The following is a 21,416-nucleotide window of genomic DNA, read 5'->3' as shown; positions in this document are numbered from 1 at the left end:
CTTATGAAATCAACGCAATGGCTGGTCGCCGCGCCGCTGGGCGTACTGCTTGCGGCGTGCTGCACGCTGGCCCAGGCGCAGTGGGTGTGGGTGAACGACAAGGGCGTCAAGCAGTTCACGGACCAGCCGCCGCCGGCTTCCGTGCCGCCGGCGCGCATCCTGAAGGCGCCGCGTGGCCAGCAGCCGGATTTGCGCAAGGAGCTGGCCGAGCAGCCGGCCGACGAGACGCAGCGCCCGCCCGTGCCGGCCAAGCCGCGCCCGACCTTGGCCGAGCGCAACGCCGACTATGCGAAGCGCCGCGAGGAAGCGGCCCAGCAGGCGCAGCAGAACGCTACTTCGGCGCAGAACCAGGCGGAGGACGCGGCGGCCTGCGACGCGACGCGCAGCAACCAGCGCATGCTGGAATCGGGCATCCGCGTCAGCACGATGGACGCCAACGGCGAGCGGGTGTTCTTGACGGAGCAGCAAAAGGCCGAGCAGATGCGCCGCAACCGCGACGTGCTTGCAACGCGTTGCAAATAAGGATTTGATGGCGCGCAAGGCGGGCGTGCATTCCGCTGGCCGGCTCAGCTATATAAGCCAAACTTCAGCCAAGCCTATGTTTGGCTTAACTATGTTTGCCTTAATTCTGTGAACCGACCAGCGAGCGCGCCATGAATGCTTTCACGAATGTGCAGATCATCAACGGACCCAACGGGGAACCCGTGTATGTCGTCATCCCCTACTCCACCTATATGCAGACGCAGTCGCGCCACCAGAACAGCGGCGTGCCGCACCGCGTCGTCAGCATGATCGCGGACAACGCGTGGACGCCGGTGCGCGCATGGCGCGAATACCTGGGATTGACGCAGCAGGAAGTGGCCACCCGGATCGGCATCAGCCAGCCGGCGTATGCGCAGCAGGAAGCGGGCTTGCGGCCGCGCCGGGCCACGCGCGAGAAGATCGCGCTGGCGCTCGGCATCGCGCCGCAGATGCTGGACTTATGAGGCGAGCCCGCCAGCCTCCGGCTTGGCCGGCTGCTCGGCCAACTTGTCGGCCGGCTTCTCGGCGTCCTTGTCCGCCTTCTTGGCCCGGCGGCGGCGCGCGTCCTTCGGGTCGGCGATCAGCGGGCGGTAGATTTCAATGCGGTCGCGCGGCTGCAGCACCGTATCCAACGTCTTTTTCTTGCCGTAGATCCCCACCGGCATCGTAACGAGGTTGATCTCCGGCGCTTCCTGCAGGATGCCCGACAGCTCGATGGCCTGGCCGATCGTCGTGCCGGCGTCCACGTCGAGCACGCGCAGGATCGGCTGCGGATGCGGGTCGCCGATCCGTGCATAGGCCAGCGAAACCTTGATGCGCTCGACCATCGTGTTATCCATAAACCGTTTCGGCGCGCTTGCAGAACGAGTCGACCATGCTGTTGGCGATCATGCCGAACACGGGGCCGACCACCTGCTCCAGCAGGCGGCTGGAGAATTCGTATTGCAGGTCCAGCTCGATCTTGCAGGCGTCCTCGCGCAGCGGCTTGAAGGTCCAGGTGCCGTGCAGCGTCTTGAACGGGCCGTCGACGAGGTTCATCTTGATGCAGGTCGGCGGCGTGTTGACGTTCGACGTCGTGAAGCTTTGCTTGACGCCGTGGAAATTGATGCCGACGGAAGCGACCACCGAATTCTCGCCGCGCTCGCGAATTTCCACTCCACCACACCACGGCAGGAATTTGGGATAATCCTCGATCCTGTCGACCAGGTCGAACATCTGCTGCGCGCTATATCCAAGAAATACCGATTTGTGCACTACTGCCATTTTTTACCGTTTGATATCATGTTGGACTTTCGCGCTTCGGCGCGAACGAAAGACCGTAGTTTAACCGACCCGCGCCTCGACCACGTTTCACACGATATTGCTCATGACCATCGCCGATAACCGCAAAGCCTTCCACGACTACTTCATCGAAGACCGCTATGAGGCGGGCATCGCGCTGGAGGGCTGGGAAGTGAAGGCCATCCGCGACGGCCGCGTCCAGATCAAGGAAGCCTACGTCACGATCCGCGATAACGAACTGTACCTCTTTGGCGCGCACATCAGCGCACTGCCGACGGCGTCCACCCACATCCACCCCGAGGCCGTGCGCACGCGCAAGCTGCTGCTGCACCGTCAGGAAATCGACAAGCTGATCGGCAAGGTCGAGCGCGCCGGCTACACGCTCGTGCCGCTGAACCTGCACTTCAAGGGCGGGCGCGTCAAGTGCGAGATCGGGCTGGCGAAGGGCAAGAAGCAGCACGACAAGCGGGCGGCGGAGAAGGATCGGGATGCCAACCGCGAGGTGCAGTCGGCGATGAAGCAGCACCGGCGGTGATGTCACTGCGGGACGCCCCGCCACCAGTCAGCAAGAACTGGTGGACCATCGCCAGCCTGGTGCTGCTGTACGCCAGCCTCATGCTGGGTTTGTTCATCGTGGACGAGTTTTTCGCCGGCAGCGCCGCGCGGTGCAACAAGATCGGCTACGGCTGCCTGCCCAGCGCGACCGGTGTCGTCGGGATCGGGTCCATTGCCGGGTTCGGCATGGCGCTGTGGGCGAGGAGAAATCCCGCGCACCGCGGCTGGCTGACCTGGGTGGCGCTGGCGCTCAACGGTGTGCCGATGCTCGGCTGCCTCGTCATTGCCGCATTGATCATTCCCAATTGGTAAGGGCGAGCGGAACTCGCAAAAGCCGTCGCGCGTGAACCACGCCCGACCTCATGAATTTCCACTCGGCAACGTGCGCATGGTAGACTGCGCGGGCTTATCCACTCCCAGTGCATCCCATGCTTGCCAAAGTCGTCACTGCCGCCGTTTTAGCCGCTACCGTGGCCGGCTGCGCCGTCCCGTACTCCCCGACTCCGATCGCCACGAATTTCCCGACCTCGCGCCAGGAAAAATTGCAGGCCGCGGCGCACTGGAACGCGATCGCCGACCACATCGAGCAGCGCATCGTGGCGGACATGAAGAAGCATCCGCAGCGCCCGTACTACGTGGCCGAGGACAAGGACGCGACGCCGTTCAAGCGCGCCGTGCTGAGCCAGCTCATGACGTCGCTCGTCAAGGACGGCTACGTGGTGTCGCGCACGCCCGCCGGCGCGTGGAAGCTGGACGTCGACATCCAGGGCGTGACGTTCACGAAGAACCGTCCGCAATATCGCTACTCCGGTGCGCATTCCGCGATCGCCACGGGCGTCTGGGTGCTGTCGGACATCGACCCGACCGTCGGCCTGGTCGCGCTGGCCGGCGCCAGCGACGCGTTCCACTGGTTCCACAGCCAGTTCGCGCCGGGCGCCACGCCGAAGACGGAACTGATCGTCACGCTGTCCGTCAGCGACCAGTTCCGCTACTATGCCCGTTCCACGTCGGCCTACTACGTGGCCGATACCGACCGGGAGCTGTACGGCATCAAGGATGAGGATGCGCCATTGACCAGGAACTTCAAAGTGACGGGGGGCCGCTGATGCGCCGCGCCGCCACCATCCTCGCGCTGGCCCTGCTGGGCGGCTGCGCCAGCACGGCGCCGAAAGAGGAAGCCAATTACGCGACCGTGTCGTCGAACCAGTTCGTCGAGGCGAACTACAAGGCCGCCAACGTGCTGCTCGCGCAGCTGAACGGCAAGCTGGCTGCGGACAAGCCGCTGATCATGGCCACCGTCGTCAACATCGATGCGCTGGACCAGACGTCGACGCTGGGCCGCCTGATCTCCGAACAGATCTCGACGCGGATGGCCCAGGGCGGCCTGAAGATGCTTGAAATGAAGCTGCGCAGCAGCGTCTACATGAAGCGCAACCAGGGCGAGCTGATGCTCACGCGCGAGCTCGGCGAAGTGGCGCAGAACCACGATGCGCAGGCCGTCGTGGTGGGCTCGTATGCCGAGACGAGCGACATGGTGTTCATCAACGTGAAGGTCGTCCAGCCGCAGAAGAACTACGTGCTGGCCGCGCACGACTACGTGCTGCAGAAGGAAGGCATCGTGCGCTCGATGCTGCTGCAGCGCTGAGCTATAGTAGCGTTCCGTCATCACCGGAACGCTGCGATGTTTTCCTCCTCCACCTGGCTCAACGAGCCTGCCTCCTGGTCGATCGATGCGCATACGCTGCGCGTCGTGACCGATACGAAGACCGACTTCTGGCGCGGCACCTACTACGATTTCGTGCGCGACAGCGGCCATTTCCTGGGCCGCGCGATCGATGGGCCGTTCACGGCGCAGTTGCGCGTGGACGCCCGGTTCACCGAGCTTTATGACCAGGCGGGGCTGATGGTGCGCATCGACGAGCGGCGCTGGTTGAAGGCCGGTGTCGAATTCTCGGATGGGCAGCCGATGCTGTCGAGCGTGCTGACAAACGAGCTGTCCGACTGGGCCACGATGCCCGCGCCGGCGCTGGCGGACTGCTTCTGGCTGCGCGCCACCGTCGAACGGGGCGCGATCCGCGTGCAGTATTCCGTGGACGGCATCACGTGGCCGCTGCTGCGGCTGGGGCCCTTCCCCGCCGCTGACAGCTACCTGGTCGGGCCGATGTGCTGCACACCGGAGCGCACGGGGCTGGAGGTGAGCTTCACGGACTTCACGGTCGGCCCGCCTCTCGGCAAGGACCTGCACGACCTTACGTGACGGCCAGCAGGCCCGCCACGGCGGGCAGCACTTCCTGCGCGGGCAGCGCCAGCTTCAGGCCGATGAGATCGTCCGCCCTAGTCTTGCCGGCATTGACGGCGGCGATCGGCTTGCCCGCCGCCGCGGCGAGCTTGCAAAAGCGGTAGCCGGAAAACACCATCAGCGACGAGCCGACGACGAGCAGCGCGTCGGCGTCGTCCATCCACTGCAAGGCTTGCCGGGTGCGCTCGGGCGGGACGTTATCGCCGAAGAAGACCACGTCCGGCTGCAGCACGCCGCCGCAGTCGTCGCACGTGGGGACGATGAAGCCCTCGAGCGATTCCGGCTCCACGTGCGCATCGCCGTCGGGCAGCGGCTGCGCCAGCACATCGCCGAAGGCCGGGTTGTCGCTGAGCAGGCGCTCCTGCAACGCGGCGCGGTGCTGCCGGCGTTCGCAGGCCAGACAGCGCACCATGTGGATGTTCCCGTGCAGCTCGATCAGGCGGCTGCTGCCGGCGCGCAGGTGCAGGCCGTCGACGTTCTGCGTGATCACGTTGCCGACGCGCCCAGCCTTCTCCAGCAGCGCCAGCGCACGGTGCCCGGCATTCGGCGACGCCTGCGCCAACGTCTGCCAGCCCACCATGCTGCGCGCCCAGTAACGGCGGCGCACCGCATCGTTGCGGCGAAACTCCGGCCCCTGCACCGGCGCCCGCCCACGCCGCACGCCCTCCTCGTCGCGATAACCGGGAATCCCGGAAGCGGTGGACAACCCCGCCCCCGTCAGCACGAGGACGTTGCGATGGCGGTCGAGGAAGTCTGCAAGCTGGTCGATCTGTTCGTTCATGGGTCCGATGTGGGGCCGCAAGTGCCCAAGCCCAAGGTCCCGCCCCGGTTCCACGCCGGTTCACCCGGCAACATTTCCAAAATCTGGGGACTGTCCCTCGATTCCGGAAATATTTCCTGAAACGAGGGACAGTACCTCCGCATTTCACAACAGTTTTTGTTGCCAAATGCTGACGCTTCGGCTGAATAGCGGTGCGCGCCGATGGGTTTCACGCCGGCAATGCGTAGCGCTCACTCGGGAATCCGCGTCACTGCAAAAGTTGCCAAAATTCGGGGACTGTCCCTCGATTCTGGAAATATTTCCTGAAATGAGGGACAGTCCCTTGTGTTGGTTTTACAACGTGGTCAGTTGGGGCGGAAGCGCAGGGTGTTGATCAGCGTGTTCGTCGTGTCGATGTCGGTCAGTGCTTCGCCGGAGATGCGTAGCAGGCTGCGCTGGCGGATGCGGAGCAGTTCGTCGATCAGCTGTTGGCGCGGCAGTGCGGACAGCGCCAGCTCCATCGGCTGGATGCCTTCGTAGCTGCCGTACGTGGCGGACAGCGTTGCCAGCACTTGCCGTGTGGCCGCTTCGTCGAGACGGCGCGGCGGGGGCGCTTTTTCGGACGGCGGCGCGTCCGCGAGCTGCTGGGCCAGCGTGTCGAAATTCATCGAGGCGAGCTGCTGGCGCGTTTGCAGGTAGAACTCGCGCGCCTTGCCCGTCAGGCCGCGGGCGTCGAACGCGAGCAGCGCTTCCCTGCCCTGCGGGCCGCCGGCGCGCAGCATGAACGTGACGGCGCGGGCGAATGTGTCGGCGTCCGGCGTCGTCAACAGTGCCGCGACGGCGGGCACGCTGTCCGGCGAGCCCACCCACATCAATACTTCCAGCGCGCGGTTCGCGACTGCCGGATCGCGCAGCAGGCCGCGCAGATGGCGCTCGGCCAGCTCGCCGTACTGGCCGTACAGGTAGATGCAGACGGACGTCTCGTCCACCGTGTAGCCGTGCTGCGGCACGAACACCGTGACGTGCCCGCGCAGGAAGACCTTGTCGATCAGCGGGAACAGGCGAACGTCCTTGTCCGGGGCGCTCGCATGCACGAAGCGGAACAGCTGCTGGCTTTGCGTCTTCGGCACGATGCCGTCCGCATCGATCGCCAGCAGCGCCTGCGTGGCCAGGGCCCGGTCTGACGGCTCGCCCTGCGCGCGCAGGAAGTAGCCCACGTCGAGCAGCACCAGCTGGTTCGGCTTTGCCTTCTTCAATTCCGCCGCCAGCTCGCGCCGCAGCACGGGCAGCGCCGCGGTCTTGTTGTTGCCGAACCAGCGCCATGCGGCGTCGAGATCGCGCCGCTGCTGCTGCGCATCCTGATCCACTGCCGCCGCCGGCATGGCCCGCATCCGCGCGACGCGGTCCAACGTTTCCTGTTCCGGCGTCGCCGCCCCCGCCACCGCGGCCGCGCACAACAGCGCCGCCGCCACCGCCTTCCTCACACCCGTCATGCGCTTCCTTGATCGTGTTCTCACTTGCCCGCCAGCCGCACCTTCTGCTCTTCCACGCCGGCGCGCCATGCGTCGTAATGCTCGCTATCCTGCCACAACTCGCGCAGCTCGGAGCGCTCGGACAGGACCAGGTCCAGCACCCGCCCGGCCTTCTCCACCAGGTCGGCGCGCGGCTTGTACTTCGCCTTCACGACGCCAACCCATTCATCGATGCCCGCGCTGTCGTCATCCTCCACGCCGCCGCGGCCTTCCAGCCGCAGCAGCGTCTCGACGGCGGCCAGCCCTTCCGCGCCGAACGGCGCTTCCAGGTGATCGGCATTGGTCAACACGTTGTCCAGCGTGTCGCCGATGAAGTACAGGTCGTTCGATTCATGCAGGTCTTCCGCCCAGTCCTGCGCGAAGTCGTTGCCGAACGGTCCTACGGCCCAGGTTCCCATTTACGTTCCTTTCACCAGCGGCGATTTCGGTGCTTTCACGACCTGCATCGCCGTGGCGATCAAGCTGCTCATGTCGCCCAGGTTCGCCGGCACGATCAGCGTGTTGTTGGTCTTCGCCAGTTGGCGGAACGCGTCCACGTACTGCTCGGCGACCTTCAGGTTCATCGCCTCGCCGCCGCCCGGCTGCTCGATCGCCGAGCCTACCTGGCGCAGCGCGTTGGCCGTCGCTTCCGCGATCGCGACGATGGCCGTCGCCTCGCCCTGCGCGCGGTTGATGGCGGCCTGCTTCTCGCCTTCGGAGCGGGCGATCGCCGCTTCCCGTTCGCCCGTAGCGATGTTGATCTGTTCCTGCTTGCGGCCTTCGGATGCGGCGATCAGCGCCCGCTTGCCCCGCTCCGCCGTGATCTGCGCCTGCATCGCGTGCAGGATCTCGGCCGGCGGCGTCAGGTCCTTGATCTCGTAGCGCAGCACCTTCACGCCCCAGTTCGCGGCCGATTCGTCGATCGCGTTGACGACCGTCGTGTTGATGTGGTCGCGCTCCTCGAATGTCTTGTCGAGTTCCATGCGGCCGATCACGGAGCGCAAGGTCGTTTGCGCCAGCTGGGTGATCGCGGCGATGTAGTTCGACGAGCCGTACGATGCGCGCATCGGGTCCGTCACCTGGAAGTACAGGATGCCGTCCACCTGCAGCTGCGTGTTGTCCTTCGTGATGCAGACCTGCGACGGCACGTCGAGCGGGATCTCCTTCAGCACGTGCTTGTAGGCGATGCGGTCGACGAACGGCACGACGATGTTCAGGCCCGGCGCCAAGGTGGCGTGGTACTTGCCGAGCCGTTCGACGACCCACGCATGCTGCTGCGGCACGACGTTGATCGTCTTGAAGACGAAGACCAGCGCGACGATCAGGATGACCAGCGCGACGGTACCGAAAGTAATCTCCATGTCACTCTTCCCTCATTTTGATTGTCACCGGCCCACGATCAGCCGGCTGCCGCGCACTTCGCGGATGTGGAACGTGCCCGGTTCCGCGGGCGTGCCGTGCAACAGCTCCACGTCCCACAGCGCGCCGCGATACATCACGCGCGCGGTGTGGCCATCCTGATGGCCTTCCCACCGCGGCACGTGCACGCTCTGGCCGATGTCCAGGTTGACGTTCGGGTCGCGCGCCGCATCCGACTTGGCGGGCTTGCCGGCCCGGCTGCGGCGCATCAGCACCGTCGCGACGATCGCCACCACGCTGGCCGCCAGCATCTGCCCCGGCAAGTCGATGCGCAGGAACGCCACCAGCGCGCCGGCCAACGCGCCCAGCGCCACCATCAACAGGTAAAAGGTGCCACTGAACAGTTCCAGCGCCACCAGCAAGCCGGCGGCGATGAGCCACATGATCCAGTCAGCCATGTTGCGCGTCTCCTTCAAAAATAAAACCCTCGTGGCCCTAAGATAGAGCAACGAGGGTTGACGTAACGATAGAGCAAAAGTTCAGTGTTGACCAGTGCACGCGGGCCGGGGCACTTGTTACCCCAAAGGCGTAACCCTGGGGTCAGACCCGACGGGTCTGACCCCGGCTTCTGCCGGTGGTGCTAACAACGCCGGCAACACGTTGACTTAATTCCTCAGCTCCGCCAGCTTCTGCCACGTATCCACGACCGAGTCCGGGTTCAGCGACATCGACTCGATGCCCTGCTCCATCAGCCATTCGGCCAGGTCCGGGTGGTCGGATGGGCCCTGGCCGCAGATGCCGATGTACTTACCGTGCTTGCGGCAAGCCTGGATCGCCATCGACAGCAAGGCTTTCACGGCCGGGTCGCGTTCGTCGAAGTCGGCGGCCAGCAGCTCCATGCCGGAGTCGCGGTCCAGGCCCAGGGTCAGCTGGGTAAGATCATTAGACCCAATGGAGAAGCCGTCGAAATACTCGAGGAACTGCTCGGCCAGCACCGCGTTGGACGGGATCTCGCACATCATGATCAGACGCAGGCCGTTCTCGCCGCGCTTCAGGCCGTTCTTTGCCAGCAGCTCGACGACCTTCTTCGCCTGGCCGATCGTGCGTACGAACGGCACCATCAGTTCAACGTTCGTCAGGCCCATCTCTTCGCGCACCCGCTTCATCGCCTGGCATTCCATGTTGAACGACTCGGCGAAGTCCTCGGCGATGTAGCGCGCCGCGCCGCGGAAGCCCAGCATCGGGTTTTCCTCGTCCGGCTCATAGCGCGAACCGCCGATCAGCTTCTTGTACTCGTTCGACTTGAAGTCGGACAGGCGCACGATGACGGGCTTCGGCCAGAACGCGGCGGCGATCGTCGCCACGCCTTCGGCCAGCTTGTCGACGTAGAACGCGCGCGGCGATGCATGGCCGCGGGCCACCGATTCGACGGCCTTCTTCAGGTCCGGATCGATGTTCGGGTACTCGAGGATCGCCTTCGGGTGCACGCCGATGTTGTTGTTGATGATGAATTCCAGGCGTGCCAGGCCCACGCCGCCGTTCGGCACCTGCTGGAAGTCGAATGCCAGCTGCGGGTTACCCACGTTCAGCATGATTTTTACAGGCAGCTGGGGCAGCTCGCCGCGCGATACCTCGGAAACCTCGGTCTCCAGCAGGCCGTCGTAGATCTTGCCCTCGTCGCCTTCCGCGCACGACACGGTGACGAACGTGCCGTCCTTCAGCACTTCCGTCGCATCGCCGCAGCCGACGACGGCCGGCACGCCCAGTTCACGGGCGATGATCGCCGCGTGGCAGGTACGGCCGCCGCGGTTCGTGACGATTGCCGAAGCGCGCTTCATCACGGGTTCCCAGTTCGGGTCCGTCATGTCCGCCACCAGCACGTCGCCCGGCTGCACGCGTTCCATCTCGGACGGGTCGTGGATCACGCGCACGGGGCCGGCGCCGATCTTCTGGCCGATCGCGCGGCCGGAGGCCAGCACGGTGCCGGACGACTTCAGCTTGAAGCGCTGCTGCGCATCCGTGTGCTTCTGCTGGGATTTGACGGTTTCCGGGCGCGCCTGCAGGATGAACAGCTTGCCGTCGCGGCCGTCCTTGCCCCACTCGATGTCCATCGGGCGGCCGTAGTGACGCTCGATGATCACGGCGTATTTCGCCAGCTCGACGACTTCCGCATCCGTCAGCGAGTAGCGGTTGCGCAGCTCGATCGGCACGTCCACCGTCTTCACGGAGCGGCCGGCCTTGGCCTCGCTGGTGAACTCCATCTTGATCAGCTTCGAACCGATATTGCGGCGGATGACGGGAGATTTACCCTGCTCCAGCATCGGCTTGTGGACGTAGAATTCGTCAGGGTTCACGGCGCCCTGCACCACCGTCTCGCCCAGGCCGTAGCTGGACGTGATGAACACCACGTCCTTGAAGCCGGACTCGGTGTCGATCGTGAACATCACGCCGGCCGCGCCCAGGTCGGAACGGACCATGCGCTGCACGCCGGCGGACAGCGCCACCTCGGCATGCGTGAAGCCCTTGTGCACGCGGTACGAGATCGCGCGGTCGTTGTACAGCGATGCGAACACGTGCTTCATCGCGTCCAGCACGTTGTCGATGCCGACCACGTTCAGGAACGTCTCCTGCTGGCCCGCGAACGATGCATCCGGCAGGTCTTCCGCCGTGGCGGACGAACGCACGGCGAACGACACTTCCGTGCCCGAACCGGCGACCAGGTCTTCGTAGAAGGTGCGAATTTCCTTTTCCAGGCGCGGCTGGAACGGCGTGTCGATAATCCACTGGCGGATCTCGGCGCCGGCCTGCGCCAGCGAGCGGACGTCGTCCACGTTCAGGTCCGCCAGGCGGTCGGCGATGCGCTCGGCCAGCGGCTTGCCGCCGTCGATCGAATGCGTCAGGAAGTCGCGGAACGCGGCGGCCGTGGTGGCGAAGCCGCCCGGCACGCGTACGCCCGCTTCCGCGAGCTGGCTGATCATTTCTCCAAGCGAAGCGTTCTTGCCGCCGACGGATTCCACGTCCGTCATGCGCAGGTGCTCGAACGAAGCCACATACACGGCTTCGCTGCTTTGCTCCTGGAGTGCTGCGTGAGACAAGTTGGTCATGATGACACCCTTACTGATGATAGAAACCTGTTCGGGGCATCGACACGGCGGCGCTCGTCCATCCCGGGAGGCGCACGGCACCTCGGTACCGGGACAGGTACCACTCGCAACGTTACCGAAGGCCCCATGTAACCTTCGCGGGCATGCCGACTGTGTTCCTTGTTATTCTTGGCGTCGTGCAGCACAATCTAACCGTTGCCGGCCATTTTACAGCCTGCGACGGAAATTGACGATTCACAATCAAAAGCCATGATATCTGAACAACCCCAGCGTCCCGCCGCGGCCCGTACCGTGTTCTTTGTTTCCGACGGTACCGGCATCACCGCCGAGACGTTCGGCCACTCCGTGCTGACCCAATTCGAGATGCGCTTCCGGCAGATCCGGCTGCCGTTCGTCGACAGCGTCGACAAGGCGCGCGCGGCGGCCCGCAAGATCAACGAGGCGGCCGAAAAGGATGGCCAGCGGCCCATCATTTTCAGCACCCTGGTGCAGGCGGAGCTGTCGTCGATCATCCGCCAGTGCAGCGGCCTGCACATGGACCTGTTCCAGAGCTTCGTCGCGCCGCTCGAGGAGGAGCTGGGCCTGAAGTCCACGCACACGATCGGCCGTTCCCACAATATCGTCGACAGCGACGAGTACCGCAACCGCATCGAGGCGATCAACTTCAGCCTGGCGCACGACGACGGCCAGTCGCACAAGAACCTGGCGGAGGCGGACGTGATCCTCGTCGGCGTGTCGCGCTCCGGCAAGACGCCCACGTCGTTGTACCTGGCGATGCAGTACGGGATCAAGGCGGCCAACTACCCGCTGATCCCGGACGACTTCGAGCGCGGCAAGCTGCCTTCCGCGCTGTACGACTACAAGTCGAAGATCTTTGGCCTCACCATCACGCCGGAACGGCTGACGGAAATCCGCAACGAGCGCCGCGCCGGCAGCAAGTACGCGTCGCTGGAGAATTGCCGCTACGAGGTCAACGAAGCTGAGAAGATGATGAAGCGCGAGGGCATCCGCTGGCTGTCGTCGACAACCAAGTCGATCGAGGAGATCTCGACGACGATCCTGCAGGAGATCAAGCCGAACCGGCGCGAATACTGAACCCTGCCCCTGCGCCGCCGGAGCGAGTATGATGGATGATCTCCCGACGGAGGTGCCATCATGTACCTGCCCCAGCAGTACCAGCCCACGCAGTATCAGCCGAATCAGCTGCTGTCCGCGGCGCTGAAGGAAGCCGGGCTGGACCCAGCCACGGTCGACGACGTGGTCGACCGCCTGAAGGATGACGAGTTCAAGGCCGCAACCGATCTGATGCTGTTGGTGCTCGACAGCGAGGAAGCCGCCGGCCACGTCACCGCGTTCGATCCCGCCACGCACGAGCCGCGCCGCCTGCACAGCATCCTGTACGGCGGTGCGGCGAGCACCGAAGGCAAGCTGGTCGCCTTCAACTTCACCCAGGCGTTCAAGGAAACCTTTTTCCCCATCGCCGGCCTCGTCGTCACGTTCATCGTCACGGGCCATCTCGGCCCAGGCAACGTGCCCCACGCTGCGGCGGCGCTGAAGTCGTTCTGGAACAACCTCGTCGTGCTGCGGCCGCCGCAGGACGACAATGCGATCGCCGCCGCCCGCGCCGTCGGCACGCTGGCGATGCGTGCCACGCACGCCTACAGCGAACTGGCGCCGTCGACGGCCGACATCGCATCGGAAACGGGCCTGTCCGGCCCCGAGCTGACGGCGGCGCTGCAACGGCTGTGCGACGTGAAGGTGCTGGCCAACGCGGAATGGGCCGGCCAGCACGGCGATTACGCCGAGCCCGGCAACCGCTGGCACTTGACGACCTGACTCCAGCCAGGAGCCCGCCATGGCAGCGCCCCTGCTGTTTTCCACCGACGCGGCGCACCGCATCGGCTCGTTCGATCACGGCCTCGGCCTGATCGACGTGACGCTGACGGACGAAGCCCATGCGCTGCTGCGCGAGCCGGCATCGGCCGCCGCCTACCGGCACGAGCCGCTGCGCTTCAAGCGCCTGCTGCTGGAGCTGACCAATTACGCGCACGAGCACCGCCACTATCTCGACACGTTCGGCACGCTGTCCGGCATCGGCGTGTACGTGGCGCGGCTGGGCTGCATCAAGCGCTTCATCGACGTGGCGCTCGAGCTGCATCGCGACGACATCCGCTGGCGGCTGCCGCTGTCCGCCTGGGCGCGCGAACAGGGCTGCCCGCGTTCCGTGCGCAGCCTGGCGCGCTTCGTCCGCTCGCACCGGATCAGCGCGGACTTCTTCTTCGGCGATTACGGCCGCCCCGTATTGCCCGGCCACGTGGACGATGCGTGGCTCGACGTGCCGGTCGCCGGCATGCCGGCAGCGGACATGCCGGCACACGGCGACAGCGGCTTTGCCGTGCCGGCCTTTCCTTTTTCGCTGGCGATCGCACGCCAGGGAGCTTCGGGCGCGCAGGAGGTCCGGCCGCTGACGGTGGTCTACCCGCTCGGCTACGAGGCGCTGGTCGAGGGCGCCGCCCATGCGCTGGCGCGCGAACTGGTCGGCGCGCTGTTCCCCGACGTGCCGGACGACTTCCTCGTGCAGCACCGCCAGGCCATCGCGAAGAAGGGCGAGGACGAAGAGGAAGCGGATTACCTGCGGCGCATCGCTGCCACGCTGCCGCCCTACAACGTGACGGACCTGTTGATCACGAAGCACCTGCGCCGCCACGGTATCGCACGCTTCCCGCGCCGCCTCGTGCTGCGGCTGACGGACATCGCGCTGGCCAGCGGCGGCCTGGTGCTGAAGGACGTGGACCACGCGACAACGCAGGCCGAGATCTTCAGCCCCGGCCGCACCTTCGTCGACGAACTGGCCGCCGCGCCGCCGGCCGAACTGGCCAGGGGCGACATCGCCTATCCGCCGATGTACCACGACGCGTACGCGACGCTGCTGGCCGAGCTGCGCCGGCATGGTAGGCACGCTGCGCCGCCTCCGCCGGACACCGTGTTCGGCGCCGTGCGCGTGTGGGAGCACTTTCTTGCACAGCAGATCACCTTGCCGCTGCTGCAGGAGCGGATCGACAGCGGCCACGCGTCGTTCGATCGGCAGGACGCGGCGCTGGAACAGGTGTTCGACATGGACCGGCCGTGCGTCCAGGTGATCAATGGCCGCATCGAATTTCGCCACGTGCCGCCGCCCGTGCAGACGGCATGGGCGCGGCAGATGATGCTGGGCGAATTGACGCAGCAGCTGTTCGCCGACGCGACAACCTTGCTGTGCCCGCGCGCCAATCGCCTGCTGCCGGGGATGGAGACGATCGACCTGGCCAACGGCCACTGCAAGCGCAACGAGCGGCGCGGCTGCGGCAGCTGGGCGCCGGGGCGGGATGCGGACGTCCCCGACTGCATGTTCCGCGAATGCCTGGTCGCCTACGGCTTCATTCCGATCAAGCCCGCGATCAAGCCCGCCGTGTGACGGCGCTGCCCGCAACGGCGCGGCTTGCCGATCGCGCCACTTGCGCTACCATGCGAACTTTCGTTCCATGGAGTCCACATGCGTTTCACGACCATCGCCGCTGGCACCGCCGCCCTGCTCTCCTTCGCGCAACCCGCACTGGCGCAGGGTCCCGCCGTGTCCGAACCCGCGCTGCGCGCGCACCTGTCGTTCCTCGCGGACGACCTGCTGGAAGGCCGCGGCACGGGCCAGCGCGGCGGCGAACTGGCCGTGCGCTATCTCGAGACGCAGGCCGCGCTGATCGGCCTGCGGCCGCTGCCGGCGGGCGGCTACCGCCAGCCGGTGCGCTTCCAGGGTACCCGGCTGCTGGCCGGCAGCGCCGTCACGTTCGACGCGGGCGGCAAGCGCATCGCGCCGGAGACCGGCAAGGGCATCGTGTTCGGCACCGGCAGCGGCAAGGACAGCGTGGCGTTCGACGCGCCGCTGGTGTTCGTCGGCTACGGCGCCAGCGCGCCCGAGGAACGGTGGGACGACTACAAGGGCCAGGACATGAAGGGCAAGATCCTCGTCATGATGGTCAACGACCCGCAGCCGACCGCCGAGGAGCCGAACCGCTTTGCCGGCAAGGCCTACACGTACTATGGCCGCTGGCTGTACAAGTTCGAGGAAGCCGTGCGCCGCGGCGCCGCCGGCGTGCTGCTGATCCACACGACGCCGTCGGCATCGTATCCATGGTCGGTGCCGGCCAATGGCTTCTCGCACGAACGCTTCCATCTGAAGGCGGGCGGCAATCCGGTCGAAGGCTGGCTGCACGAGGACACGGCGCGCGAACTGTTCGCCGCGGCCGGCCATGACCTCGACAAGCTGCGCGCGCAGGCCGAGCGGCGCGATTTTAAGCCGGTGGACCTGGGCATCCGTACGCACGTCGAGATCAAGTCGGCGATCCGGCCCGTCGAACAGTTCAACGTGGTCGGCATCGTGCCGGGCACGGACCCGAAGCTGAAGGAGCAGGCCGTCGTCTACTCGGCGCACTGGGACCATCTCGGCATCGACGAAGGTGTGGCGAAGGACGACAAGCGCGATCACATCTACAACGGCGCGATCGACAACGCGTCCGGTTCGGCGGCGCTGCTGGCGATGGCCGCGGCAGCCGTCAGGCAGCCGGCGAAACGTACGCAGGTCTTCCTGTGGCCGGCGGCCGAGGAACAGGGCCTGCTGGGCAGCGCCGCGTATGTGGCGGACCCGGTGATCCCGCTGGCGCGCACGGCGGCGGACCTGAACCTGGACAGCATGAACTTCGTCGGCCCGACGAAGGATATCGGCGTGGCCGGCGCGGAGCGCAGCAGCCTGTACGAAACGTCGGCCGCCGTGGCGAAGCAGATGGGGCTGAGGCTGGCGCCGGCGATCCCCGACCTGTCCGGCGCCTACTTCCGCGCCGACCACTTCAATTTCGCGAAAGCGGGCGTCCCCGCGTTCAACGTGGGCTCGGCCGTGTTCTCCGGCGACGGCCACTTCGAGTTCGCGCACGACCATGCCGCGTCGAGCGCGAAGATGGTCGGCTTCAAGAAGGACTACCACCAGGTCACGGACGAGTACCACGCCGACTGGAACCTGGCCGGCATGGCGCAGCAGGCCCAGTTCACGCTGAACCTGGGCTACGCCGTGGCCAATGCGGCGGAGATGCCGACGTGGAAGAAGGGCGAAGCGTTCGGGCAGGTGAAGCGCTGACTGCCCGAAAGTTGCCCGGAAAATGGTGTCTGTCCCCGAAGCCGTTCAGTCAAGGCAAACCCGAGACCCGAAACCCCGGGGTCAGGGAGGGGTTCGGGCTTGCAAGCCCGAACCGCTTCGCCGGCAAGGAGCGGAGCTCCTCGAAACCCCTGCTACGCCCCGGCGGGTCTGACCCCAGCCCTTGCCGTTGGGGTGAAAGCATACGTCTTCAACGGCATAAGGTCACGGATTCCCCTTGCCCCCCGCCACCCCATAGATCTGCCCCGTCGTATAGCTGGACTCGTCGGCCGCCAGCACCACGTACGTCGGCGCCAGCTCGACCGGCTGGCCGGGGCGTTTCATCGGGGTGTCGGCGCCGAACGTGTCGAGCGCTTCGGGCGGCTGGCCGCCGGAGACCTGCAGCGGTGTCCAGATCGGGCCCGGCGCCACGCCGTTGACGCGGATGCGCTTCTCGGCCAGCTGCTGGGCCAGCGCTTTCACGAACGCCACCTGGGCCGCCTTCGTCTGCGCGTAGTCGAGCAGGTTCGGCGACGGGTCGTAGGCTTGCACGGAAGCCGTGACGATGATCGCGCCGCCGTTCGTCATGTGCGGCACGGCCGCCTTGCAGATCCAGAAGTTCGCGTACAGGTTCGTCTTCATGGTCCAATCGAACTGTGCCGTGGTGAGCTCGAGGATCGAGTCGACCGAATGCTGCTTGGCCGCGTTCGACACCAGGATGTCGAGCCCGCCCAGTTGCCCGGCCGCGTCGTCGACGAGCTTCCGGCAGAAGCTCTCGTCGCGGATGTCGCCCGGCAGCAGCACGGCCTTGCGCCCCGCCTTGCGGATCAGCTCAGCCACTTCGCGCGCATCCGGCTCCTCGGCCGGCAGGTAGCTGATCGCCACGTCCGCGCCTTCGCGCGCATAGGCGATCGCCGCGGCGCGGCCGATGCCCGAGTCGCCGCCCGTGATCAGCGCCTTGCGGCCCTTCAGCCGGCCGCTGCCGTGGTACGACGTTTCGCCGTGGTCGGGCTTCGGCGTCATCTTGCCGGCCAGCCCCGGCCACTCCTGCTGCTGGCGCGGGAATGGCGGCTTCGGATAATCCGGGTCGCGGCCCACGCCGCCGAAGTCCGTGCCGCCCGGCGCGCCGGCGGCCAATGCGCCGGCCGCGGCCGTTCCTGCCGCGATCCCTGTCGCGACCGCGCCCACGAAGCGGCGGCGCGACGGCATGATCGTTCCCTCCAAAAACTGGTCGTTCGGATCCATCGATGGCTCCCTGAAACTGGGTGAATGAAGCTGAGTTGAAATAGTGAAAGTTGGTAGACTGACGGCGTATCAATGTAGACAAGAATAAAACTGCCTGCCAACACCTTTGCCGTGGGAAAGCTGTCACAAGCCGGATGCCTGCGCCGTCTAGCGGGTATCGAACCTTTACCGTAACCACCATGAACGACACGTCCTCCTCCGCCGCCGCTTTCGACGCCCTGCGCCCCCGCCTGTTCTCGATCGCCTACCGCATGCTCGGCACGCGCGCCGATGCGGAAGACGTGGTGCAGGATGCCTGGCTGCGCTGGCACGGCAGCGCCAGCGGCGAAGTGCAGTCGGCCGAGGCGTGGCTCGTGACGATCACGACGCGCCTGGCGATCGACCGGCTGCGCAGCCGCAAGGCCGAGCGGGAAGCTTACGTGGGCTGGTGGTTGCCCGAACCGCTCGTGGAAGTGGACGAGCACACGCCCGAAACGGCGGCCGAACTGGCCAGCGACGTCTCCGTGGCGATGCTGTGGGTGCTGGAGCGGCTCGCGCCGGAGGAACGCGCCGCGTTCCTGATGCGCCAGGTGTTCGACCAGGATTACGCGGACCTCGCCGCCACGCTGGGCAAGAGCGAGGCGGCTTGCCGCCAGCTGGTGCACCGCGCGCAGCAGCGCGTGCAGCAGGAGAAGCCTCGCTTCACGGTGCCACGGCAAGTGCACCGCGACCTGCTGGCCGGCTTCATGCAGGCGGCCGCCGGCGGCGACCGGGCGGCGATGAAGACGTTCCTGGCCGGCGACGTGCAGCTTGTCTCGGACGGCGGCGGCAAGGTGCCGTCGTTCGGCAAGATCCTCGAAGGCGCCGCGCGCATCGCCGGCGTCTACTGGTCCCTCGAACACGCCTATCCGGGCCAGGTGCAGTACCGGATGGCGCGCATCAACGGCGAACCGGGCCTGCTGCGCTACGTGAACGGCGTGGTCGAGTCGGCCCAGTCGTTCATCATCGACGGCGGCCGCATCGTCGCCATCTACGTGATCCGCAATCCGGACAAGCTGACCGGCATCGCGCCGCTGCACTGAGCGCCGCACTGAGCGGCAAAGCAGCCAAGCCGCCCGCACGATACATTCGTGGAAATGCATTGTATTTTTTATAGTACAATACGGCTGCGTTACCCGGGCCTTAGCATGCGCCCGCGACGAATCTCCTCACGCGACGGCAGGCTCCGCCACCGTCGCTTTCCGCCGCGCGACCGATCCCCGCCGGCTTCGGTTGCCCTCCGCTAAACACGGCGCTCCCCGCGCCCATCGCTTGCAAAAGGATGTATCGCCATGCCCATTCAGGACGTTTCCCGCCTCACCCACCCGAACCAATTCATGCTGGCCACGGACCTCGACGGCACGCTGCTGGCCGGCACACCGGAAGCACGCAGCCGCGTGCGCGCCTTGTTCGCCGCCGCGCCGCGCCATGCGCAGCTGGTTTTTGTCACGGGCCGCGGCCTCGAATCGATCCTGCCGCTGCTGTCCGACCCGACGATCCCCACTCCGGACTACATCATCGCTGACGTCGGCGCGACGATCGTCGACGGCGCCGAGCTGCGCCCAGTGGGCAACCTGCAGCAGGAAATCGCCGAGCGCTGGCCCGGTTCACAGGCCGTGCTGAAGGCGCTGGCCGGCTTCCCCGGACTGCAGCGCCAGAGCGTGCCGCAGGAGCGGCGCTGTTCCTTCCTGGCCGCCGAGGCGGACGTGACGCCCGCGCTGCGCGCCGCCGTCGATATGCTGGGCTGCGACCTCCTGATGTCCGCCGGCTGCTACCTGGACGTGCTGCCGCGCGGCGTCGGCAAGGGGCCGGCGCTGCTGCGGCTGGCCGCGGAACTGGGCATCGATCCTGGCACCATCCTCGTGGCCGGCGATACGCTGAACGACCTGTCGATGTTCGAGACGGGCGTGCGCGGCATCGTCGTCGGCGGGGCCGAACCGGCGCTGGTGCAGAAGCTGCGGCGCTGGCCGCAAGTGCACATCGCGCGCGGTGAAGGGTGCGACGGTATCCTCGAAGGCCTGGTGCGGCACGGCGTGCTGCCGCCGGCGCGGCCCGCCCGGCGCACCGTGGAGCGCGGCGACGCCGACCTGGTGATGGTGTATCACCGGCTGCCGTTCGACGAGGTGGAGGTGGACGGCCGCATCGAGCGCCGCCGGCCGAAAAGCCCGAACGGCATCATCCCCACGCTGCTGCGCTTCTTTGCCGGCAGCCGGCGCGGCTCGTGGGTCGCGTGGTCGCAGCAGGACAGCCGCACGCCGGACGATTTCGACACCCACGTCGACGTCGATCCCGCCTACCCACGCCTGCGTGCCGCGCGCATTCCATTGACGGCCGAGGACGTGGACCTGTTCTACAAGAAGTTCTCGAAGGAGGCCTTCTGGCCGATCATCTTCTCGTTCCCGGACAAGGCCGAATTCAACCAGGCGCACTGGGAGCGCTTCCTCGACGTCAACCGCCTGTTCGCCGAGCAGACGGCGCGCGAGGCGGCCGAAGGCGCTTGTGTCTGGGTGCACGACTACAACCTGTGGATGGTGCCGGCGTTCCTGCGCCCGCTGCGGCCGGACCTGAAGATCGCGTTCTTCCACCACACGGCGTTCCCGTCGTCGGACGTGTTCAACATCCTGCCGTGGCGGCGCGACATCGTCGGCAGCCTGCTGCAATGCGACTACGTGGGCTTCCACATTCCCCGCTACGTGGAGAATTTCGTCGATGCGGTGCGCTCGTTCGCGCCAGTCGAACTGGGCCCCGCGCAGCCGTGCGCGCCGCGCTTCCTGACCTATGGCTGCGCGCTGGGCGTCGACACGATGACGACGTCGATCGACGCCGGCGGGCGCCGCATCGAACTGGGTGCGCACCCGGTCGGTACGGATGCCGCGCTGATCGAGCGGCTGGTGCGCACGCCGGCGGTGGCGGACAGCGCGGCCGCGCTGGAAGACTACCTGGGCGGCGTGACGGGCATCGTGTCGATCGAGCGGCTGGACTACGTGAAAGGCTCGCTGGAAAAGCTGCACGCATTCGAACGGCTGCTCGAGGAACACCCGGAGCACGTCGGCAAGGTGACGCTCCTGAACATCATCACGCCGGCCGCGCCGGGCATGGAGATCTACGAAAGCCTGCGCGTCGAAGTGGACCGCGCGGTCGGCCGCATCAACGGCCGCTTCTCCACGCTGAACTGGGTGCCGGTGCGCTACTTCTATCGTTCGCTGCCGTTCGAGGAAGTGGTGGCGCATTACGCGGCTTGCGGCGTCGCGTGGATCGCGCCGCTGCGCGACGGCCTCAATCTCGTCGCGAAGGAATACGTCATCGCCCGCAAGGCGGCCGGCAAGTCGGGCGTGCTGATCCTGTCGGAGTTCTGCGGCGCCGCCGTCGAGCTGCACGGCGCATTGCTGACGAACCCTTACGACACGCAATCGATGATCGACACGCTGCACCAGGCTTTGACGATGGGCGCGGACGAGCAAGCCTACCGCACCGCGCGGATGGCGATGATCGCCACGGAGCACGATGTGGTGCGCTGGGGCGACGATTTCCTGGCCGCCGTCGCGGGCCAGGACGACGACCGGGCCGCGGCCTGACGGCGGGGCCGGCAGTGTGCGTGCGCTAA

The 21,416-nt window shown here is 66.5% G+C and carries 22 protein-coding genes; 13 read left to right on the top strand and 9 right to left on the bottom strand.

Going from position 1 to position 21,416, the window contains the following annotated elements:
- Positions 1 to 3: 3 nt before the first annotated feature.
- Both IP92_RS06925 and IP92_RS06920 read left to right on the top strand, forming a co-directional pair.
- The gene (locus IP92_RS06925) at positions 4 to 522 is read left to right on the top strand and encodes a DUF4124 domain-containing protein (RefSeq protein ID WP_145873791.1); all 519 of its coding nucleotides are present in this window, start codon (positions 4 to 6) and stop codon (positions 520 to 522) included.
- Between the two features lie 131 nt (positions 523 to 653).
- Positions 654 to 986 (top strand): helix-turn-helix domain-containing protein, encoded by a 333-nt coding sequence (locus IP92_RS06920; RefSeq protein ID WP_145873790.1) that lies wholly within the window; start codon positions 654 to 656, stop codon positions 984 to 986.
- Here IP92_RS06920 and IP92_RS06915 read toward each other — a convergent pair.
- Both IP92_RS06915 and IP92_RS06910 read right to left on the bottom strand, forming a co-directional pair.
- Positions 981 to 1,349, bottom strand: coding sequence for an RnfH family protein (locus tag IP92_RS06915; protein WP_145874069.1), 369 nt, complete (start codon positions 1,347 to 1,349; stop codon positions 981 to 983). The genes IP92_RS06920 and IP92_RS06915 overlap by 6 nt on opposite strands.
- Positions 1,350 to 1,353: 4 nt before the next feature.
- Positions 1,354 to 1,785 (bottom strand): type II toxin-antitoxin system RatA family toxin, encoded by a 432-nt coding sequence (locus tag IP92_RS06910; RefSeq protein WP_145873789.1) that lies wholly within the window; start codon positions 1,783 to 1,785, stop codon positions 1,354 to 1,356.
- 103 nt (positions 1,786 to 1,888) lie between these two features.
- Between IP92_RS06910 and smpB the strand changes: the two genes are divergently transcribed.
- The 5 genes from smpB (at position 1,889) to IP92_RS06885 (ending at position 4,615) form a co-directional block, all read left to right on the top strand.
- Positions 1,889 to 2,338 carry an SsrA-binding protein SmpB gene (smpB, locus tag IP92_RS06905; RefSeq protein WP_145873788.1) on the top strand — a complete coding sequence of 150 codons (450 nt, stop codon included), beginning with the start codon at positions 1,889 to 1,891 and terminating at the stop codon, positions 2,336 to 2,338.
- A complete protein-coding gene (locus IP92_RS06900; protein ID WP_145873787.1) occupies positions 2,338 to 2,670 on the top strand; it encodes a hypothetical protein in 333 nt (110 codons plus the stop codon). Before smpB ends, IP92_RS06900 begins: the two co-directional genes overlap by 1 nt.
- Positions 2,671 to 2,786: 116 nt before the next feature.
- Positions 2,787 to 3,464, top strand: a complete 678-nt coding sequence (locus tag IP92_RS06895) for a hypothetical protein (RefSeq protein ID WP_145873786.1) — start codon at positions 2,787 to 2,789, stop codon at positions 3,462 to 3,464.
- Complete coding sequence (locus IP92_RS06890; protein ID WP_145873785.1) at positions 3,464 to 4,003, top strand: FlgO family outer membrane protein; 540 nt, start codon at positions 3,464 to 3,466, stop codon at positions 4,001 to 4,003. The genes IP92_RS06895 and IP92_RS06890 overlap by 1 nt, the downstream gene beginning before the upstream one ends.
- A 36-nt stretch (positions 4,004 to 4,039) precedes the next feature.
- Positions 4,040 to 4,615 carry a DUF1349 domain-containing protein gene (locus tag IP92_RS06885; protein ID WP_145873784.1) on the top strand — a complete coding sequence of 192 codons (576 nt, stop codon included), beginning with the start codon at positions 4,040 to 4,042 and terminating at the stop codon, positions 4,613 to 4,615.
- On the opposite strand, the gene IP92_RS06880 is transcribed toward IP92_RS06885, so the two are convergent.
- The 6 genes from IP92_RS06880 to ppsA form a co-directional block, all read right to left on the bottom strand.
- Entirely contained in the window at positions 4,608 to 5,438 is an 831-nt protein-coding gene (locus tag IP92_RS06880; protein WP_145873783.1) for an NAD-dependent protein deacetylase, read from the bottom strand. The two genes, IP92_RS06885 and IP92_RS06880, sit on opposite strands and share 8 nt — an antisense overlap.
- A gap of 344 nt (positions 5,439 to 5,782) precedes the next feature.
- The gene (locus IP92_RS06875) at positions 5,783 to 6,910 is read right to left on the bottom strand and encodes a hypothetical protein (protein ID WP_145873782.1); all 1,128 of its coding nucleotides are present in this window, start codon (positions 6,908 to 6,910) and stop codon (positions 5,783 to 5,785) included.
- Positions 6,911 to 6,930: 20 nt separating this feature from the next.
- A complete protein-coding gene (locus tag IP92_RS06870; RefSeq protein ID WP_145873781.1) occupies positions 6,931 to 7,347 on the bottom strand; it encodes a DUF4259 domain-containing protein in 417 nt (138 codons plus the stop codon).
- Positions 7,348 to 8,289, bottom strand: a complete 942-nt coding sequence (locus IP92_RS06865) for an SPFH domain-containing protein (RefSeq protein ID WP_145873780.1) — start codon at positions 8,287 to 8,289, stop codon at positions 7,348 to 7,350.
- A gap of 24 nt (positions 8,290 to 8,313) precedes the next feature.
- The gene (locus tag IP92_RS06860; protein ID WP_145873779.1) at positions 8,314 to 8,745 is read right to left on the bottom strand and encodes an NfeD family protein; all 432 of its coding nucleotides are present in this window, start codon (positions 8,743 to 8,745) and stop codon (positions 8,314 to 8,316) included.
- Between the two features lie 207 nt (positions 8,746 to 8,952).
- Positions 8,953 to 11,391, bottom strand: coding sequence for a phosphoenolpyruvate synthase (gene ppsA, locus IP92_RS06855; protein WP_145873778.1), 2,439 nt, complete (start codon positions 11,389 to 11,391; stop codon positions 8,953 to 8,955).
- 249 nt (positions 11,392 to 11,640) lie between these two features.
- Between ppsA and ppsR the strand changes: the two genes are divergently transcribed.
- From ppsR to IP92_RS06835, 4 genes are all read left to right on the top strand, one after another.
- Positions 11,641 to 12,486 carry a posphoenolpyruvate synthetase regulatory kinase/phosphorylase PpsR gene (gene ppsR / locus IP92_RS06850; RefSeq protein ID WP_199271897.1) on the top strand — a complete coding sequence of 282 codons (846 nt, stop codon included), beginning with the start codon at positions 11,641 to 11,643 and terminating at the stop codon, positions 12,484 to 12,486.
- A 60-nt stretch (positions 12,487 to 12,546) separates the two neighbouring features.
- Positions 12,547 to 13,227 (top strand): hypothetical protein, encoded by a 681-nt coding sequence (locus IP92_RS06845; protein ID WP_145873777.1) that lies wholly within the window; start codon positions 12,547 to 12,549, stop codon positions 13,225 to 13,227.
- 19 nt (positions 13,228 to 13,246) lie between these two features.
- The gene (locus IP92_RS06840; protein WP_145873776.1) at positions 13,247 to 14,845 is read left to right on the top strand and encodes a hypothetical protein; all 1,599 of its coding nucleotides are present in this window, start codon (positions 13,247 to 13,249) and stop codon (positions 14,843 to 14,845) included.
- A 78-nt stretch (positions 14,846 to 14,923) separates the two neighbouring features.
- Positions 14,924 to 16,552 carry a M28 family peptidase gene (locus IP92_RS06835; RefSeq protein WP_145873775.1) on the top strand — a complete coding sequence of 543 codons (1,629 nt, stop codon included), beginning with the start codon at positions 14,924 to 14,926 and terminating at the stop codon, positions 16,550 to 16,552.
- Positions 16,553 to 16,774: 222 nt separating this feature from the next.
- On the opposite strand, the gene IP92_RS06830 is transcribed toward IP92_RS06835, so the two are convergent.
- The gene (locus tag IP92_RS06830; RefSeq protein ID WP_145873774.1) at positions 16,775 to 17,794 is read right to left on the bottom strand and encodes an SDR family oxidoreductase; all 1,020 of its coding nucleotides are present in this window, start codon (positions 17,792 to 17,794) and stop codon (positions 16,775 to 16,777) included.
- A 179-nt stretch (positions 17,795 to 17,973) separates the two neighbouring features.
- On the opposite strand from IP92_RS06830, the gene IP92_RS06825 reads away from it, so the two are divergent.
- The gene (locus IP92_RS06825; RefSeq protein WP_145873773.1) at positions 17,974 to 18,855 is read left to right on the top strand and encodes an RNA polymerase sigma-70 factor; all 882 of its coding nucleotides are present in this window, start codon (positions 17,974 to 17,976) and stop codon (positions 18,853 to 18,855) included.
- A 249-nt stretch (positions 18,856 to 19,104) separates the two neighbouring features.
- Positions 19,105 to 21,387 carry a glucosylglycerol-phosphate synthase gene (ggpS, locus tag IP92_RS06820; RefSeq protein ID WP_229418667.1) on the top strand — a complete coding sequence of 761 codons (2,283 nt, stop codon included), beginning with the start codon at positions 19,105 to 19,107 and terminating at the stop codon, positions 21,385 to 21,387.
- Positions 21,388 to 21,416 lie beyond the last annotated feature (29 nt).

This window comes from Pseudoduganella flava (assembly GCF_007830495.1).
Classification (GTDB): Bacteria; Pseudomonadota; Gammaproteobacteria; order Burkholderiales; family Burkholderiaceae_D; genus Rugamonas; species Rugamonas flava.
This window is presented reverse-complemented; position numbering and strand designations above follow the sequence as displayed.

Coding starts and splice junctions, on each gene's coding strand:
- IP92_RS06865 (WP_145873780.1), bottom strand. CDS start 8,289: ATGGAGATTACTTTCGGTACCGTCGCGCTGGTCATCCTGATCGTCGCG.
- IP92_RS06900 (WP_145873787.1), top strand. CDS start 2,338: ATGTCACTGCGGGACGCCCCGCCACCAGTCAGCAAGAACTGGTGGACC.
- smpB (WP_145873788.1), top strand. CDS start 1,889: ATGACCATCGCCGATAACCGCAAAGCCTTCCACGACTACTTCATCGAA.
- IP92_RS06895 (WP_145873786.1), top strand. CDS start 2,787: ATGCTTGCCAAAGTCGTCACTGCCGCCGTTTTAGCCGCTACCGTGGCC.
- IP92_RS06885 (WP_145873784.1), top strand. CDS start 4,040: ATGTTTTCCTCCTCCACCTGGCTCAACGAGCCTGCCTCCTGGTCGATC.
- IP92_RS06860 (WP_145873779.1), bottom strand. CDS start 8,745: ATGGCTGACTGGATCATGTGGCTCATCGCCGCCGGCTTGCTGGTGGCG.
- IP92_RS06835 (WP_145873775.1), top strand. CDS start 14,924: ATGCGTTTCACGACCATCGCCGCTGGCACCGCCGCCCTGCTCTCCTTC.
- IP92_RS06870 (WP_145873781.1), bottom strand. CDS start 7,347: ATGGGAACCTGGGCCGTAGGACCGTTCGGCAACGACTTCGCGCAGGAC.
- IP92_RS06890 (WP_145873785.1), top strand. CDS start 3,464: ATGCGCCGCGCCGCCACCATCCTCGCGCTGGCCCTGCTGGGCGGCTGC.
- IP92_RS06910 (WP_145873789.1), bottom strand. CDS start 1,785: ATGGCAGTAGTGCACAAATCGGTATTTCTTGGATATAGCGCGCAGCAG.
- IP92_RS06845 (WP_145873777.1), top strand. CDS start 12,547: ATGTACCTGCCCCAGCAGTACCAGCCCACGCAGTATCAGCCGAATCAG.
- IP92_RS06880 (WP_145873783.1), bottom strand. CDS start 5,438: ATGAACGAACAGATCGACCAGCTTGCAGACTTCCTCGACCGCCATCGC.
- ppsR (WP_199271897.1), top strand. CDS start 11,641: ATGATATCTGAACAACCCCAGCGTCCCGCCGCGGCCCGTACCGTGTTC.
- IP92_RS06925 (WP_145873791.1), top strand. CDS start 4: ATGAAATCAACGCAATGGCTGGTCGCCGCGCCGCTGGGCGTACTGCTT.
- IP92_RS06825 (WP_145873773.1), top strand. CDS start 17,974: ATGAACGACACGTCCTCCTCCGCCGCCGCTTTCGACGCCCTGCGCCCC.
- IP92_RS06830 (WP_145873774.1), bottom strand. CDS start 17,794: ATGGATCCGAACGACCAGTTTTTGGAGGGAACGATCATGCCGTCGCGC.
- IP92_RS06875 (WP_145873782.1), bottom strand. CDS start 6,910: ATGACGGGTGTGAGGAAGGCGGTGGCGGCGGCGCTGTTGTGCGCGGCC.
- IP92_RS06840 (WP_145873776.1), top strand. CDS start 13,247: ATGGCAGCGCCCCTGCTGTTTTCCACCGACGCGGCGCACCGCATCGGC.
- ppsA (WP_145873778.1), bottom strand. CDS start 11,391: ATGACCAACTTGTCTCACGCAGCACTCCAGGAGCAAAGCAGCGAAGCC.
- IP92_RS06915 (WP_145874069.1), bottom strand. CDS start 1,349: ATGGTCGAGCGCATCAAGGTTTCGCTGGCCTATGCACGGATCGGCGAC.
- ggpS (WP_229418667.1), top strand. CDS start 19,105: ATGCCCATTCAGGACGTTTCCCGCCTCACCCACCCGAACCAATTCATG.
- IP92_RS06920 (WP_145873790.1), top strand. CDS start 654: ATGAATGCTTTCACGAATGTGCAGATCATCAACGGACCCAACGGGGAA.